Below are 15,286 nucleotides of genomic sequence, written 5' to 3' on the forward strand. Positions count from 1 at the left end.
ACCAACCTGGAGGGGTTTCACCTTTATGTGCGGAATTGTCGGTTACATCGGAAAGCGCGACGTCGCCCCCCTGCTCCTTGAGGGCCTGGCGCGTCTGGAGTACCGGGGATACGACTCCGCCGGCATGGTCGTCACCAGCCCGAAGGCCTCCGGCCTGAAGATGGTCAAGGCCAAGGGCCGGGTCCGTGACCTGGAGGCCAAGGTTCCCAAGCGCTTCACCGGCACCACCGGCATCGCCCACACCCGCTGGGCCACCCACGGCGCGCCGAGCGACGTCAACTCGCACCCGCACCTGGACCCCGAGAACAAGGTCGCGGTCGTCCACAACGGCATCGTCGACAACGCCCAGGAGCTCCGCGCCAAGCTGGAGGCCGACGGCGTCGTCTTCGCCTCCGAGACGGACACCGAGGTCATCACCCACCTCATCGCCCGCTCCCAGGCCGACACCCTCGAGGAGAAGGTCCGCGAGGCGCTCAAGGTCATCGAGGGCACCTACGGCATCGCCGTGATGCACGCCGACTTCAACGACCGTATCGTCGTGGCCCGCAACGGCTCCCCGGTCATCCTCGGCATCGGCGAGAAGGAGATGCTCGTCGCCTCCGACGTCGCCGCGCTGATCGCCCACACCCGCCAGGTCGTCACCCTCGACGACGGCGAGATGGCCACCCTCAAGGCCGACGACTTCCGTACGTACACGACCTCGGGCGCGTCCACCACCGCCACCCCGGAGACCGTGGAGTGGGAGGCCGCCTCGTACGACATGGGCGGTCACGACACGTTCATGCACAAGGAGATCTCCGAGCAGCCCGACGCGGTCGACCGCGTGCTGCGCGGCCGGATCGACGACCGCTTCTCCACCGTGCACCTGGGCGGCCTGAACCTGGACCCGCGCGAGGCCCGCACCATCCGCCGGATCAAGATCCTCGGCTGCGGCACCTCGTACCACGCCGGTCTCATCGGCGCCGGGCTCATCGAGTCGATGGCCCGCATCCCCGCCGACGCCGAGCCGGCCTCGGAGTTCCGCTACCGCAACCCGGTCGTGGACCCCGACACCCTCTACATCGCCGTCTCCCAGTCCGGTGAGACCTACGACGTGCTCGCCGCCGTCCAGGAGCTCAAGCGGAAGGGCGCCCGCGTCCTCGGCGTCGTCAACGTCGTCGGCTCGGCCATCGCCCGCGAGGCCGACGGCGGCGTGTACGTCCACGCCGGCCCCGAGGTCTGCGTCGTCTCCACCAAGTGCTTCACCAACACGGTCACCGCCTTCGCACTGCTCGCCCTGCACCTGGGCCGGATCCGCGACCTGTCCGTCACCGACGGCAAGCGGATCATCGAGGGCCTGCGCAAGCTGCCCGCGCAGATCCAGGAGATCCTGGAGTCCGAGGACGAGATCAAGAAGATCGCGGCGGAGTACGCGGGCGCCCAGTCGATGATGTTCATCGGCCGTGTCCGTGGCTACCCGGTCGCCCTGGAGGCCTCCCTCAAGCTGAAGGAGATCTCCTACATCCACGCCGAGGCCTACCCCGCCTCCGAGTTGAAGCACGGCCCGCTCGCCCTCATCGAGCCGGCGCTGCCGACGGTCGCGATCGTCCCCGACGACGACCTCCTTGAGAAGAACCGTGCCGCCCTGGAGGAGATCAAGGCCCGCAGTGGCCGCATCCTCGCGGTCGCGCACCAGGAGCAGGCCAAGGCCGACCACACCATCGTCGTGCCGAAGAACGAGGACGAGCTGGACCCGATCCTGATGGGCATCCCGCTCCAGCTCCTCGCCTACCACACGGCGCTCGCCATGGGCCGCGACATCGACAAGCCGCGCAACCTGGCCAAGTCCGTCACGGTCGAGTAGCACCCGGGCGGGGCCTGTCCCCCCGCCCCCGCGCGCCGGGCCTGTCCCCCGGCGTTCGACCGGACACGAAAGCGGTCCCCCGTGCATCCCAGGTGCACGGGGGACCGCTTTTTTTGAGACTCGGTTCGCCTCCGGGCCGCTGGTGCGACTGCCGACGGTCGACCGTGCTCGGTTCCTCGTCCCTCGGAACCTCCGCGCGCTCTCCCTCACGCCAGCCGCGCGCCCCTTCGGCTCACTCGCCGCTCCCGTACGGTCAGCTCGCTGCCGGGGCCCCTCCGCCCGCTCGGGCCAGAGAGGTCGGCCAGCCCGCGACCGCCGCCGTGGCGCCGTACCAGGCGACGAGACCGGCGACCGCGGCCAGCCAGCCGCCCGCCTTCCCGAGCCCGCCGTTGTCGGCGAGCGCCCCGATGCCGAGCAGCAGGAGCGCCACGAACAGCAGCCCGTACACGCCCTGGCCGAACAGTCCGCCGCCCGATGCGGCCAGCGTCAGCGTGAGCGCCAGCAGCGCCCACAGGAGCAGGAAGACGCCGATGGCGTCGGCCGAGGCGCCGCCGCCGGCGGCGGTCCCCCAGGTGAACCAGAAGGCGCCGAGCGCCGCGAACGCCGTGCCCTCCCCCTTGTCGCCCGCGCGCAGGGCGAGCAGGCCGACGAGGAAGAGCGTCACCCCGCCGACCCAGGTGGCGAGGCCCGCGGCGTCCGTCGCCGCGACGTTGTCGATGACACCCGTACCACCCAGGCCGAAGGCCAGCAGGGTGAGTCCGAGTGCCAGGTGTCCGAGAGTGGAAGTGGTGTTTCCCGCGGCGACTTCGTTGTCCACGGCGGGCTCCCTTCAGATGCGCAGGTGTACTGCGTGAGCTGCTGTGTTCCGGTGACCTTTATGTACCCTTCACAAGCGCACAATTCACCTGAGGAAGTCCGAAATTATGGCTGGAGAACGGCAGTTGACCCTGCTATCTGACGGGTCATGAGGGGCGGAAGGGGTCCCCGTACCCGTTACGGGATGACGATCACGGGCCGCTGCGCGCGGCGCGCGAGGCGCCCGGCCACGGAGCCGAAGATCCGGCCGACGATCCCGTGCGTGGAGCCGACCACGATCGCGTCGGCCGAGTACTCCCGGCCGACCTCCTGCAGCTCGTGGCAGATGTCCCCGCCCCGCTCGACCAGGATCCAGGGCACCTCCGACAGGTGCTCCGCGCAGGCCAGTTCGAGGCCGAGGACCTCGGTTCGGTGGTCGGGCACGTCGACGAAGACGGGGGGCTCGCAGCCGGCCCACACCGTGGTGGGCAGCCGGTTGGCCACATGCACGATGATCAGGCCCGAGCCGGAACGCCTGGCCATGCCGATGGCGTACGCGAGGGCTCGCTCACTGGACGTGGAGCCGTCGAAGCCGACGACCACCCCGTGCCGGAAGGCCGGGTCGCAGGCATGACGTGGCTGTTCTACCGCGAGGGGGTCGACCGTGGAATCGGCGACGCGCTCGCGGTCCGCGGGTTCGGGGAATTCGTGACCGGCCATCGGTGTCTCGGCGAAGAAGGTCCTCGTGGGAAGGGACGGGGAAAGGAGGGGACGAACGACGGGTGGCGGCGGAGCTGTGTCCGGGAATCATCTTCCCAAGCCCATACCCCAAGGGTACGGCGCCACTCCTCTCCTGCCCAGAGCCTGCCGTGCCACTCCTGGCGTGCCCGCCGCTCACGCGCGGCGTTCCAGGGAGCATGCCCGAGGGGTTCGCGATCTGGCAATGCCGGATGTGCCCTACAGGCGTCCGTACGGGGGCCAAACGGACGTCGCCGAGAGTGACCGGAACGTTCCGCTCCTCGTTGCCACAGGTCCAGCCCACCGTCGCAGGGAGACCGCCCGTGCCCGCACCATCGACCGCAGCCGGCCAGACCTCCACCGCCCCCACCCCCCTTCTCTCCGAGCCGCGCGGTCGCCGCCGCACCACCACCGCCACATGGGCCGCCGCCGGGGACCCGGACGCGGGAGCGACACCGGGACCGGTGGGCGCGACGCCGGGACCCATGAGCACGGGTCCCGGGTCGCGTACGGGTCCCGGGTCCGGAGCGGGGCCGGCGGGCGCGGGCGACCCGGCCGGTGACGTCGTCCGCTGGGCGGTCTTCTGCTGTGCGCTCGTCCCGGTGGTGCTCGTCGTCTACGGCGCCTCGCTCGCCGGGGCCGCCGGGACCGCGTCCGGACTCGTCTCGATGACGGCCGCGTGCTGGGCGCTGCTGCGCCGCTCGGAGCGCGGGCTGCGGGCCGAGGTCTCGCACGGCAGGCGCCGCGTCTGAGCGACCCCGAGGGACGGGGAGCGGGGTGAACGGGGGGCAAACCGGTCCGAAATGGAGCCCTCCGTCGGGCCCGCCCCTCGTGGAGTTGACAGGTTCGCACACCCGAACCCATATGTTTTCGGCCAACTTCCATCCATCGGCGAGTCCTTGGCAAAACGATTGCCCAACCCCGGTGCCGGCACCCGAGAATGCCCCGCTCCAGGGGCTCGCACCCCCCGCGTACGGGGGTGTTCGCCGAACCGGACCCTCCCCCGGCGACCCCCGGACGGGAGACTTCGCGATCGATCGCTTCACGCCAAGTGGCCTTGTCGACAATCCACCGGACGGAGAACTTGTCACGCCGGCGGCACGGGACGCAGTAGATTCGATCATGGGTACCGAAGACTGGGGTCTCGTGCAAAACCGAGGGGAAACGTGCAGGAGCGACACGACCAGGGAGACGCGAACACCGAGGGGGGCTTAGCGTCATGAGCCAGGACTCCGCCGTACCGGAGGCCGCACGGAAGCTGACCGGACGCCGCCGTCGCGAAGTCGTCGCGGTGCTGCTGTTCAGCGGCGGCCCCATCTTCGAGAGCTCCATCCCGCTCTCCGTGTTCGGCATCGACCGGCAGGACGCCGGGGTGCCACGCTACCGACTGCTCGTCTGCGCGGGCGAGGACGGCCCGCTGCGGACCACCGGTGGACTCGAACTCACCGCGCCCTACGGCCTGGAGGCCATCAGCCGCGCGGGCACCGTCGTCGTACCGGCCTGGCGGTCGATCACCTCGCCGCCGCCGCCGGAGGCGCTCGAAGCGCTGCGCCGTGCCCATGAGGAGGGCGCCAGGATCGTCGGCCTGTGCACGGGGGCGTTCGTCCTCGCCGCGGCCGGCCTCCTCGACGGCCGGCCGGCGACCACCCACTGGATGTACGCGCCGACGCTCGCCAAGCGCTACCCGTCGGTCCATGTGGACCCCCGGGAGCTCTTCGTCGACGACGGGGACGTACTGACCTCCGCCGGCACCGCGGCCGGAATCGATCTGTGTCTGCACATCGTGCGGACCGATCACGGCACCGAGGCGGCGGGCGCGCTGGCGCGCAGGCTCGTCGTCCCGCCGCGGCGCAGCGGCGGTCAGGAGCGCTACCTCGACAGATCTTTACCGGAGGAGATCGGCGCCGACCCGCTGGCCGAGGTCGTCGCCTGGGCGCTGGAGCACCTCCACGAGCAGTTCGACGTGGAGACGCTGGCCGCCCGCGCCTACATGTCCCGGCGGACCTTCGACCGCCGGTTCCGCTCGCTGACCGGTTCGGCCCCGCTCCAGTGGCTGATCACCCAGCGGGTGCTGCAGGCGCAGCGGCTCCTGGAGACCTCCGACTACTCGGTCGACGAGGTCGCGGGCCGGTGCGGATTCCGCTCCCCGGTGGCACTGCGCGGCCACTTCCGGCGCCAGCTCGGCTCCTCGCCGGCCGCCTACCGGGCGGCGTACCGGGCCCGCCGGCCGCAGGGGGAGACCGCCACGGCGGTGCTCGACCCGGTCGTGCCCGCGCAGCTCTCGGCGGGTGTCCGGCGACCCGGGTCGCCGCTCGAACCGGGGAAGCCGCAGTCCGACGCCTACGTTCCGGGGCGCGCGTCGCTCCCGGGCCAGCGCAGCGCACCATAGGGGGACCGCCCGAAAGGCCCCCCTCGTAAGGACCGGCGTGGCCACGAGCCGCGCAGCGCAGGCCGACGGGCGCCCGGGGACACCTCCCCCGGGCGCCCGTCGGCCTGCCGGTACATGAAGAAGACCCCCAGGGCCTGCCCGACCGTTCGCGCCGGGGCGTTCCGGCCGTGCGGCGAGCCTGCGTGCCGGGCGGTCCGGACCCGGCGGGAATGGTCGGGCAGGCCCTAAGGTAGGACGCATGAACGATCGCATGGTGTGGATCGACTGCGAGATGACCGGGCTCTCGCTGACGGACGACGCACTCATCGAGGTGGCCGCACTGGTCACCGACTCGGAACTGAACGTGCTCGGCGACGGGGTGGACATCGTGATCCGCCCGCCGGACAGGGCACTGGAGACCATGCCCGAGATCGTGCGCCAGATGCACACGTCCTCGGGGCTGCTCGACGCGCTCGCCGGCGGCACCACCCTCGCCGACGCGGAGGCCCAGGTCCTCGCGTACATCCGCGAGCACGTCAAGGAACCCGGCAAGGCGCCCCTGTGCGGGAACTCGGTCTCCACGGACCGCGGCTTCCTCGCCCGGGACATGCCCGCCCTGGAGAGCCACCTGCACTACCGGATCGTCGATGTCTCCTCGGTCAAGGAGCTGGCCCGCCGCTGGTACCCGAGGGCGTACTTCAACAGTCCGGAGAAGAACGGCAACCACCGGGCCCTCGCCGACATCCGCGAATCCATCGCGGAGCTGCGCTACTACCGGGAGGCGGTCTTCGTCCCGCAGCCCGGACCGGACTCGGACACCGCGAAGAAGATCGCGGCCCGTCATGTCGTACCGGCCGAATGATCCCCGTCCCGGCCGTGTGAACCCCCTCGCATAGGGCGTGCTCGCGCCCCCGAAACAATGCGGGCGCGAGCACCCTCCAAGACCCTGTAGACTTCTTCTCGGCCGGTCAGGGAAACCTTCGGGAAAACCTCCGGGCATGGTGGGTATAGCTCAGCTGGCAGAGCACCTGGTTGTGGTCCAGGATGTCGCGGGTTCAAGTCCCGTTACTCACCCTCAGAGCGCAGGCCCCGGTTCGAAAGAACCGGGGCCTGCGTCGTTGTGCGCCGGGGCCGACGGCCGCACCGCCCCCGTGACGCAGAAGATCGCCGAGGACACGAAGCGGGCCGGCCACTGCATCGAGCCGGTCGGCCCGCTGTTCCGGCTGGCCGAGCAGACCATTGCCGTCCTGCTCAAAGGGGTGCGCGCCCCGGTCGGCGGTAGGGTTCCGGCCGGGGCGCGCGGTGTGGGGGGACGGGGGAGGTCGTCGGGTGCGGGTGGACGGGGGTCAACCACCGGGGGCGGGGGAGGTCACTTGTAGGCCGCGAAGGCCTTCGTGAAGGCCAGCGGCTGCTGGAGGACCGAGGAGCAGGTGGCGTCCGCGTAGGTGATCGCGCCGGCCGCGCACTGCTTGTCGCGGGTCGAGGACCACATGGAGAGCCAGCCGAGCCCCTTGGACTTCGCGAAGTCGGCGAGCTGGGTGGCGTCGTCGACCTTGAAGACCTCGCTCGCGACATCGTTGACACCGATCATCGGGGTGACGGCGACGGCCTTCCAGGCAGCCGCGTCGGAGAGCCCGAGGACACCCTTGACCTGCGCCTGGGTCGCGGTCGCCGCCTGGATCGCGTACGTGCCCATGTCGGCGCTGTAGGCGGGCCCGTAGTCCATCGCCATGATGTTGACGGCGTCGGTACGGACCCCGTTCCGCTTCGCGTCGGCGAGCAGGTCCACGCCCGGCTGGGTCAGGCCCTCGGGCATCACCGGCAGGGTGAAGGAGACGTTCAGGCCGGGGTGGGACCTCTGGAGCTGGGCGATGGCCTGCGCGCGGCGGGTGTTGGCGGCGGTGTCCGGCAGCGCGGCGCCCTCGATGTCGAAGTCGACCTTGGTCAGCCTGTACTGGTCGATCACCTTGCCGTACGCGGCGGCCAGCGCCGAGGCTGACGAGCAGTTCAGGGCCAGCTCGTGGCCGGCGGCGCCGCCGAAGGAGACCCGGACGTCCCCGCCCTTGGCGCGCAGGGCGCCGATCTGGGCGGCGACCTTGTCGTTCGCCAGGTCGGTCACGCCGCCCCACAGCGGGGCGCAGGAGCCGCCGGAGGTGACGAAGGCGAGGTTGAACTCCTTGACGCCGGTGGCGTCGGCGGTGGCGAGGAGGTCGTACGCCGGGTAGAGCGAGGTGTCGACGTAGGGGGCGAACTTCGCGGCGCCGACGGGGGTGCCGGTCGCAGTCGCCGTGGGGGTGGGGGTGGGCGCGGCCGTGGTCGGCGGCGGTGTGGTGGGCGGGGCCGTGGTGGGGGCGGCCGTGGTGGGCGCGGGGGTGGGCGCCGTCGTGGTCGGGGCGGTGGTGGGGGTGGGCTGCTCGGTGGGGCGGCCACTGGGGGTGGGGGCGGGGCCTCCGGCGGAGCAGGCGGCCTTGTTGATCAGGCAGCCGGTGGGGTCGCCGGCCGCTCCGGCGGCCGAGGTGACGAAGCCGACGGTGACGGAGCCGCCGGGCGCCAGCTGCTTGTTCCAGCTGGCGGGCCGGACGGTGACATGGCGGCCGGAGACGGTGTGCTCGCCGTTCCAGAGGGAGCCGATGGCCGTGCCGGCCGGGAGGTCGAACTCCAGGGTCCAGTCGGACTGGGCGGCGGAGGTCTCGTTGGTGACGACGTACTGGCCGGTGTAGCCGCCGGTCCAGGAACTGGTCCTGGTGTACGCGGCGCCGACCGCCGCCGCCTGGGCCGTACCCGTGAGTGCGAACACGGCGCCGCCGACGACCGCGGCGGCGACGACCGCACCCGCGATCTTCGTCCTGGTGCTCGCCCTGCGCCGGTGCGAACTGGTGCCCATCGGGTGCCTGCCTCTGTGCTGGGGTGTGGGGAGGGGGTGCGGGCAGCACGCTAGCGAGCGGGAAGCGGACAAATCGGCGTCCGGGGACGCGGGCGGCGATCCTTAGGCTCCGCTTAAGGAAGGGATCGGAGCCACGAAAGGTTGGCCCGGGAACGGCGATGGAACGACGGGTGGTTCAGCCGCCGCTGGCCCTTCGGGTGCCCGTGCCGCCGCGGCGGCGGGGCGGGCGGTGGCCCCGGCGGCCGGCCACGGCGCCCGTGCGGCGGCCGTCGAGGCCGATCCAGATCCGGACCTCCGTGCCGCCCAGCACCGAGTGGCCGATGCGGACGTCGCCGCCGGTGGCCTCCGCTATCCGCCGCACGATGTCGAGGCCGAGGCCCGTGGAGCCGTCCCGGGCACCGCTGTTGCCGCGGGCCAGCGCGGCGGCGGGGTCGGCGATGCCGGGGCCCGCGTCGGAGACCAGCACGATGACGGCGTCGTCGCCGTTGTGGACGTCGATGGAGAAGGCCGTGCCCTCGGAGGTGTGCCGGAAGACGTTGCCGAGCAACGCGTCGAGCGCGGCGACGAGCTCGGGGCGGGCGACCGGGATGCGGACCGGGCGCTCGACGCCCGCGACCCGGACCCGGCGGCCCTCGTCCTCGGCGAGCGCCGACCAGAACTCCATGCGTTCGCGCACGACTTCGGCGGCGTCGCAGCCCGCGCCGGGCCCGGTCGCCTGGGTCTGCGGCTTCGCGTCCCGGGCCGTACGGATGATGGTGTCGACCTCGCGCTCCAGCTGTTCGACGGCGGCGCGGGTCTGGTCGGCGGCCGGTCCCGAGCCCAGCGAGGCGGCGTTGAGCCGGAGCACGGTGAGCGGGGTGCGGAGCCGGTGGGAGAGGTCGGCGGCCAGCTCCCTTTCGTTGGCGAGGAGTTGGACGACCTGGTCGGCCATGGAGTTGAACGCGACGGCGGCCGACTTGAGTTCGGGCGGGCCCTCCTCGGGGACCCGCGCGCCGAGCCTGCCCTCACCGAGGTCGTGGGCGGCGCCCGCGAGCCGCTGGGCGGGCTGGACCATCCGGACACCGAGCCGGTCGGCGACGGCGACGGAGCCGACGATCAGGGCGACGCCGACCCCGGCGAGGACCAGCCAGGCGGTGGCGACGCCGTTGGACACCTCGCCCTCGGGGACGAAGAGTTCGACGACGGCGACCTGGCCGCTGCTGAGGGCGGTGGGCTGGAGCAGCGCGAAGCCGCCGGGGACCTCCGCGATGGAGGCCCGGCCGAGCCTGCGGGTGGCGGCGAGCTCCTCCTCGCCGGCCCGCCGGGTGCCGATCGCCAGGTCCGTACCGCCGGGTTCGGCGGCGGGCACATGGACGGCGAGCCGTCCGGCGGCGCCGTCCTCGGTGGTGGCGACGGCCTTGTCGAGTTCGTCGCGGTCGGTGGTGATGGCGAGGACGGGGGCGAGGCCGGCGGCCCGCCGTTCGGCGTTGGAGAACGCCCGGTCGCGGGCCATCTCCTTGACGACGAGCCCGAGGGGTACGGCGAAGGCGAAGACGACCATGGCGGTGACGGCGAGCGACACCTTGACGAGCGCCCATCTCACGGCTGCGGCTCCCGGGGCGGTTCCAGCTTCACGCCGACCCCGCGCAGGGTGTGCAGGTAGCGGGGCCTGGCGGCTGTTTCACCCAGTTTCCGCCGTAGCCATGACAAATGTACGTCGATGGTCTGGTCGTCCCCGTACGACTGCTGCCACACCTCGGCGAGCAGCTCCTTGCGCGGGACGACGACACCGGGCCGCCCGGCGAGGAAGGCGAGCAGGTCGAACTCGCGCCGGGTGAGGTCCAGGGGCGCCCCGTCGAGCTCCGCCTGACGGCGCAGCGGGTCTACGGTGAGCCCGCCGACCCGGATCACCCGGGAGGGCGGCGCCTCCCCCGCGGCGGACCTCGCCCGGCGCAGCACGGCGGCCATCCGGGCCGAGAGGTGGCCCACGGAGAAGGGCTTCACGAGGTAGTCGTCGGCCCCGGCGTGGAGGAGCCGTACGATCTCCGCCTCGTCGTCCCTGGCGGTCGCGATGATCACCGGGACGTCGGTGATTCCGCGCAGCATCTTGAGCGCCTCGGACCCGTCGAGATCCGGCAGACCGAGGTCCAGGACCACGACGTCGAAGCGGAAATGGGCGACCTCGCGCAGCGCCTCCAGAGCCGTGCCGACGCTCCGTACCGTGTGGGAGGCCTCGGACAGCTGGCGGATGAGGGCGGAGCGCACGAACTGGTCGTCCTCGACCACGAGCACACTTGCCATGGGCGGCACCGTACGCCATTCAGGGGAATCATCTGACAATGTCCACCCCCCGGCCCGGCCCTCCCGAGCGTGGTGCACTATGTCCCGGTGCGAAGAGGACTCGTTCACGCCCTGGCCTGGTCGCTCGCCACCGGCGCGGCGGTCACCCTGTCCTGGTGGGGAGTGCACACCGTGCTGTCCGGAACGGTCTACGACCCCCCGCGCGCGCTGCCCCTCCCCGCCGGCGCCGCCGACGTGACGGAGACGGCCGGCGACGACCCGCGGTCCTCGTCGACGCGACGGCCCGGGACCGGGACGCCCTCCCCGCCCGCCACCACCAGGGCCACGCCGGGCGCCGACCCCACGACCGCGCCCGCCACCCCTCCGGCGCCCCCCTCGCGGACGCCGAGGCCCACCACGAAGGCACCCAACACCGCCCCGGCAGACTCCGGTTCGGACGTGAAGAGCTACACGGTCGACGGCGGCCGGGTCACCTTCGACATCGGGGACACCTCGGCCGAACTGGTCTCCGCGACCCCGGCCTCCGGCTGGCAGATGCAGGTGTGGAAGCAGTCCACCTGGATCCGGGTCACGTTCACCGCGGACGGCCGCGAACTGTCCGTGTTCTGCGTCTGGCACGACACCGCACCCCGCGTGGAGATCGAGGACCGCGCGGTCTGAGGCCCCGGGGCCCCGGCCGGGACCGTCAGCGGAAGACGGACGCCGGCGGTACGGGCGAGGGCTTGGCGCTCGCGTCGGTGACCGGCACCGCTCCCCCGGCGAAGTCGGCCAGCGCCCGCCCGTGTTCGACCCGGCCCGGGTGCGGGTCGGTGGCGACCCGGCGGGTCAGCTCCGCCACCGGCAGCTCGCGGTCCGAGGCGAGCAGCACCGCGTTGCCGAAGCGGCGACCGCGCAGCACGGTCGGGTCGGCGGTCAGCGCCAGCTCGGGGAAGACGGCGGCGGCGGTGGCGATCTGGCCGCGCAGATGGGTCAGCGGCGGGCCGTCGGCCAGGTTCGCCGCGTAACAGCCGTCGGGGCGCAGCACCCGCCGTACCTCCGCGAGGAACTCGGTGCTGGTCAGGTGGGCCGGGGTGCGGGCTCCGCCGAACACATCGGCGATGACCAGGTCGGCCCAGCCGTCCTGGACCTTGCCGAGCCCGGCGCGGGCGTCGGTGGAGCGGACCCGGACGCGGGCGTTGGCGTCGAGCGGGAGTTCCCGGCGTACGAGCTGGACGAGGCGCCCGTCGAGTTCCACGATCTGCTGGGTGGAGCGGGGCCGGGTCGCGGCGACGTACCGGGCGAGGGTGAAGGCGCCGCCGCCGAGGTGGACCACCTGGAGCGGGCGGTTCGGCGGAGCGGCGAGGTCGATGATGTGGCCGAGCCGCCGCTGGTACTCGAAGGTGAGGTGCGCCGGGTCGTCGAGGTCCACATGGGACTGCGGGGCGCCGTCGATGAGGAGCGTCCAGGCGCGCGGGCGCTCCCGGTCGGGTATGAGTTCGGCGAGTCCGCCGTCGACGTTCTCGACGACGGGGGCGGCGGCCGACGCCGCCCGGTCACGCTGCTTGTTCCTGGCCACGTGCCCATTATCCGGGCACCGGCGGCGGGCGGCTCAGTGGCAGCCGTCGGCCGCCTCGATGAGCCGGGCCGCCTCGCCGAGGGCCTCGCGGAGCACGGCGGGGTCGGTGACCGGGTCGGCGTCCCCGGGCGGCAGCAGCCAGCCGGCCGGACGGGGCGCGTCCCCGGCCGGTTCCGGGAGCTCGGGCAGTTCGGGGAGGCGGAGCCCGCGCCCCGAGGTCCGTGTACAGGCACTGCCGGGGACGTCCCAGGCGGCGGCGGTGCCGGGCGGGACGAGGAAGCCCAGGGTGTCGCAGGTGCCGTCGTGCACGACGGGGCCGACGGCGGGGGCGGCGCCGCGCCGCAGGATGTCCACGGCCTCCAGGCCCTGCCGGACCGGCACGGTCACCAGGTCCCAGGCTCCGGCGACGGGCTGGGGCCCGTCGGCCTCCGGGGCGGATGCGTGGCGCATGGCCTCCGGGGCGGGCGCGTGCCACGTGGCCGACTGCGAACCGATCTCCGACATGGGGACCCCTCCTGGCTCCTGAGGAGACACGTGCCGTCTCTCCCTTACGTTTCAACGCCCGTGCGCGTCAACGGCTACGGCGGGATGCCGCCGCAAAGGATGGCAGTTCATGGCAGATCGCAGGTGAGATATCCGATTTGTAGCCAAACTCAGCGTGTGCGTCCGGTCACAGCAGGTACGTTCTTGCCGCCGGACACCCGGCAGCACCAGGAGAGGGCTCGGCCATGGCGATGTCACGGGCAGTTCCCAATCTCGCCTTCCGTCGGCTCCGCGGACAGCACTCGCCGGCGGAGTTCGCCGCGTCGGTCCGCCGGGCGGCGCGGGAGATCGGCGAACAGGTCGCGTGCGACGCCCGCTACATCGGGCGCGTGGAAGCGGGCGAGATCCGCTGCCCCAACTACGCGTACGAGCGGGTCTTCCTGCATATGTTCCCCGGTCTGGGCCTCTCCGACCTGGGCTTCTCCGCGCGGGAGACGGTGCGTGGACGGCGGCAGGCCGTCCCGGCCGGGGCTCAGCCCCCCGCGGCCGTCACGACCCGGAACGATGAGGAGAGCGACGTGCTGCGTCGCGCATTCATGACGAGCGGCTCCGCCACCCTGGCGGTCGCCTCGCTGGGACTCGGCGGCCCCGCCGTCGCGATCCCCTCCCCCCGCGGCACCCACCGGATCGGCGACGCCGAGGTGCGGGCCGTCGAGGACGCCGTACGGCAGATCCGGCTGCTCGACGACCGGCACGGCGCCGACGGTCTCTACAAGGTCGCCGCCCAGCCGCTCCGCGCCGCCTACGCGCTGCTCGACACGGGCACCATGACCCGTCGCTCCACCGAGGACCGGCTGCACGCGGGGGCGGGCGAACTCGCCCTCTCCGTCGGCTGGCTGGCCCACGACTCCGGCCGCCACGAGGACGCCCGCTCGCACTACGCCGAGGCCCTCGCCACCGCGCGCGTGGCGGGGAACGCGGCCCTGGAGGCGCACGCCTTCTGCAACACGTCCTTCCTCGCCCGGGACACCGGCCGGTTCCGGGAGGCGGTGCGCGCGGCGCAGGCGGGGCAGCGGGCCGCGCAGCCGCTGGACTCGGCCCGGCTGCTGTCCCTGCTGTCGCTGCGGGAGGCAGCCGCCTGGGCGGGGCTCGGCGAACGGTCCGCCTGCGAGCAGGCACTCGGCCGCGCCCACGGGCACTTCGACCGGGGGCCCTCGGACGGCGACCCGGAGTGGATGTCGTTCTTCGGGGAGCCGGAGCGGGAGGCCCTGGAGGCCCAGTGCTGGTCGGCCCTGGGCGACTGGGGCCGGGCCGCCCGGCACGCCCACCGGGCCACCGTCCTGCAGAACCCGCACTTCGCCCGGAACCTGGCGCTCTACCGCGCCCATCTCGCGAAGGACCTGGCGCACGCCGGGCGCCCGGACGAGGCGGCGGCGGAGGCGAAGCGGGTGATCGACTCCCTGGAGGGCATCGCCTCGGCGCGCGTCCGGCGGATGCTCGCGGAGACGCGCCAGGTGCTCGCGGCGTACTGACGCGCGGGAGGCCGGGCGGCGGCTGCCGCGGGCCGACCGCCGTCCGGCCACCGCCCCCGCCGTTACGCCGGTGACTCCAGGTGCCCCGCGTCGTTCCAGCGCTCGACCGCCGGGGCGCCGTACGCCCAGCCGAGGACCGAGAGGCTCGTCGGGTCGAGGCGGATGCGGGAGGCGAAGGAGACGTCCTCGCCCAGCCAGCGCGCGCCGATCGAGCGGAGGATGTGCCCGTGCGCGAAGACCAGGACGTCACGGTCGGCGGAGCGGGCCCAGTTCACGACCTCGTCGGCGCGGTCCGAGAGCTGCGCCATGGTCTCGCCGTCCGGGACCCCGTCGCGCCAGATGAACCAGCCGGGGCGGATGTCCTGGATCTGCGGCGGGGTCAGCCCCTCGTACGCGCCGTAGTCCCACTCCATCAGCGCGTCCCAGGGTTCGGCCCGGTCGCCGAAGCCGGCCAGCTCGCAGGTCTCGCTCGCGCGGACCAGCGGGCTGGTGCGCACCTCCACGCCGGGCAGGCCCTGCCAGGGGCCGCGGTGCAGGCGCTCGCCGAGCAGTTTCGCGCCGCGCCGGCCCTCGTCGAGCAGCGGGATGTCGGTCCTGCCGGTGTGCCGGCCGAGAAGTGACCACTCGGTCTGGCCGTGCCGGGCGAGCAGGATGCGCGGTGCCATGGGAAGGACTCTCCAGGGGTTTCACGGTGCGGATTCACGGTGCGGGCGTGCCTGCCCCATCATCGCCCAGATGGATTCGGGGTGACGTCCGGGCAACCCCGGAGCGGCCCACGGCGTCCCCCTCCCGGGGCCGGACACGTCGG

14 protein-coding genes and 1 tRNA gene are annotated in these 15,286 nt (G+C 73.0%); 7 read left to right on the top strand and 8 right to left on the bottom strand.

The features are described from left to right. Window positions 1-25: 25 nt before the first annotated feature. Entirely contained in the window at window positions 26-1,843 is a 1,818-nt protein-coding gene (gene glmS / locus ABT154_RS14550; RefSeq protein WP_351857017.1) for a glutamine--fructose-6-phosphate transaminase (isomerizing), read from the top strand. 253 nt (window positions 1,844-2,096) lie between these two features. On the opposite strand, the gene ABT154_RS14555 is transcribed toward glmS, so the two are convergent. Both ABT154_RS14555 and ABT154_RS14560 read right to left on the bottom strand, forming a co-directional pair. Continuing rightward, window positions 2,097-2,660: a GPR1/FUN34/YaaH family transporter gene (locus ABT154_RS14555; RefSeq protein WP_351857019.1), complete on the bottom strand. Its 564-nt coding sequence runs from the start codon at window positions 2,658-2,660 to the stop codon at window positions 2,097-2,099. A 176-nt stretch (window positions 2,661-2,836) separates the two neighbouring features. Continuing rightward, window positions 2,837-3,358 (bottom strand): universal stress protein, encoded by a 522-nt coding sequence (locus ABT154_RS14560; protein WP_351857021.1) that lies wholly within the window; start codon window positions 3,356-3,358, stop codon window positions 2,837-2,839. Between the two features lie 341 nt (window positions 3,359-3,699). Here ABT154_RS14560 and ABT154_RS14565 point away from each other — a divergent pair, with 341 nt between their 5' ends. The 4 genes from ABT154_RS14565 to ABT154_RS14580 all read left to right on the top strand — a co-directional run bounded on the left by ABT154_RS14565 (window position 3,700) and on the right by ABT154_RS14580 (window position 6,818). Next, window positions 3,700-4,128 (top strand): hypothetical protein, encoded by a 429-nt coding sequence (locus ABT154_RS14565; RefSeq protein WP_351857023.1) that lies wholly within the window; start codon window positions 3,700-3,702, stop codon window positions 4,126-4,128. A gap of 467 nt (window positions 4,129-4,595) precedes the next feature. Then, the gene (locus ABT154_RS14570; protein ID WP_317873871.1) at window positions 4,596-5,765 is read left to right on the top strand and encodes a helix-turn-helix domain-containing protein; all 1,170 of its coding nucleotides are present in this window, start codon (window positions 4,596-4,598) and stop codon (window positions 5,763-5,765) included. A 238-nt stretch (window positions 5,766-6,003) separates the two neighbouring features. Next, the gene (gene orn, locus ABT154_RS14575; protein ID WP_317873872.1) at window positions 6,004-6,606 is read left to right on the top strand and encodes an oligoribonuclease; all 603 of its coding nucleotides are present in this window, start codon (window positions 6,004-6,006) and stop codon (window positions 6,604-6,606) included. A gap of 139 nt (window positions 6,607-6,745) precedes the next feature. Continuing rightward, window positions 6,746-6,818: transfer RNA gene (locus ABT154_RS14580), tRNA-His, on the top strand. Between the two features lie 295 nt (window positions 6,819-7,113). On the opposite strand, the gene ABT154_RS14585 is transcribed toward ABT154_RS14580, so the two are convergent. The 3 genes from ABT154_RS14585 to ABT154_RS14595 all read right to left on the bottom strand — a co-directional run bounded on the left by ABT154_RS14585 (window position 7,114) and on the right by ABT154_RS14595 (window position 10,908). Continuing rightward, window positions 7,114-8,628 carry a glycoside hydrolase family 18 protein gene (locus ABT154_RS14585; protein WP_351857025.1) on the bottom strand — a complete coding sequence of 505 codons (1,515 nt, stop codon included), beginning with the start codon at window positions 8,626-8,628 and terminating at the stop codon, window positions 7,114-7,116. Between the two features lie 175 nt (window positions 8,629-8,803). Beyond that, window positions 8,804-10,210, bottom strand: coding sequence for a sensor histidine kinase (locus ABT154_RS14590; RefSeq protein WP_351857027.1), 1,407 nt, complete (start codon window positions 10,208-10,210; stop codon window positions 8,804-8,806). Then, window positions 10,207-10,908, bottom strand: coding sequence for a response regulator transcription factor (locus tag ABT154_RS14595; RefSeq protein ID WP_351857029.1), 702 nt, complete (start codon window positions 10,906-10,908; stop codon window positions 10,207-10,209). Before ABT154_RS14595 ends, ABT154_RS14590 begins: the two co-directional genes overlap by 4 nt. Before the next feature lie 87 nt (window positions 10,909-10,995). Between ABT154_RS14595 and ABT154_RS14600 the strand changes: the two genes are divergently transcribed. Then, window positions 10,996-11,568 carry a hypothetical protein gene (locus ABT154_RS14600; RefSeq protein WP_351857031.1) on the top strand — a complete coding sequence of 191 codons (573 nt, stop codon included), beginning with the start codon at window positions 10,996-10,998 and terminating at the stop codon, window positions 11,566-11,568. Window positions 11,569-11,593: 25 nt separating this feature from the next. On the opposite strand, the gene ABT154_RS14605 is transcribed toward ABT154_RS14600, so the two are convergent. Both ABT154_RS14605 and ABT154_RS14610 read right to left on the bottom strand, forming a co-directional pair. Continuing rightward, the gene (locus ABT154_RS14605; protein ID WP_351857033.1) at window positions 11,594-12,463 is read right to left on the bottom strand and encodes a spermidine synthase; all 870 of its coding nucleotides are present in this window, start codon (window positions 12,461-12,463) and stop codon (window positions 11,594-11,596) included. A gap of 33 nt (window positions 12,464-12,496) precedes the next feature. Continuing rightward, window positions 12,497-12,967 carry a hypothetical protein gene (locus ABT154_RS14610; RefSeq protein ID WP_502969499.1) on the bottom strand — a complete coding sequence of 157 codons (471 nt, stop codon included), beginning with the start codon at window positions 12,965-12,967 and terminating at the stop codon, window positions 12,497-12,499. Between the two features lie 224 nt (window positions 12,968-13,191). Between ABT154_RS14610 and ABT154_RS14615 the strand changes: the two genes are divergently transcribed. Next, complete coding sequence (locus ABT154_RS14615) at window positions 13,192-14,478, top strand: NsdA family TPR-like regulatory protein (protein WP_351857035.1); 1,287 nt, start codon at window positions 13,192-13,194, stop codon at window positions 14,476-14,478. Between the two features lie 62 nt (window positions 14,479-14,540). On the opposite strand, the gene ABT154_RS14620 is transcribed toward ABT154_RS14615, so the two are convergent. Beyond that, window positions 14,541-15,143, bottom strand: a complete 603-nt coding sequence (locus ABT154_RS14620) for a histidine phosphatase family protein (protein WP_351857037.1) — start codon at window positions 15,141-15,143, stop codon at window positions 14,541-14,543. Window positions 15,144-15,286 lie beyond the last annotated feature (143 nt).

Origin of the sequence: Streptomyces sp. NPDC001728 (assembly GCF_040297565.1) — a bacterium.
Lineage (GTDB): Bacteria > Actinomycetota > Actinomycetes > Streptomycetales > Streptomycetaceae > Streptomyces.

Bases quoted from the DNA above. Each gene is read 5' to 3' on its own strand.
- ABT154_RS14560 (WP_351857021.1), bottom strand. From the start codon at position 3,358: ATGGCCGGTCACGAATTCCCCGAACCCGCGGACCGCGAGCGCGTCGCC.
- ABT154_RS14570 (WP_317873871.1), top strand. From the start codon at position 4,596: ATGAGCCAGGACTCCGCCGTACCGGAGGCCGCACGGAAGCTGACCGGA.
- ABT154_RS14585 (WP_351857025.1), bottom strand. From the start codon at position 8,628: ATGGGCACCAGTTCGCACCGGCGCAGGGCGAGCACCAGGACGAAGATC.
- glmS (WP_351857017.1), top strand. From the start codon at position 26: ATGTGCGGAATTGTCGGTTACATCGGAAAGCGCGACGTCGCCCCCCTG.
- orn (WP_317873872.1), top strand. From the start codon at position 6,004: ATGAACGATCGCATGGTGTGGATCGACTGCGAGATGACCGGGCTCTCG.
- ABT154_RS14595 (WP_351857029.1), bottom strand. From the start codon at position 10,908: ATGGCAAGTGTGCTCGTGGTCGAGGACGACCAGTTCGTGCGCTCCGCC.
- ABT154_RS14615 (WP_351857035.1), top strand. From the start codon at position 13,192: ATGGCGATGTCACGGGCAGTTCCCAATCTCGCCTTCCGTCGGCTCCGC.
- ABT154_RS14610 (WP_502969499.1), bottom strand. From the start codon at position 12,967: ATGTCGGAGATCGGTTCGCAGTCGGCCACGTGGCACGCGCCCGCCCCG.
- ABT154_RS14620 (WP_351857037.1), bottom strand. From the start codon at position 15,143: ATGGCACCGCGCATCCTGCTCGCCCGGCACGGCCAGACCGAGTGGTCA.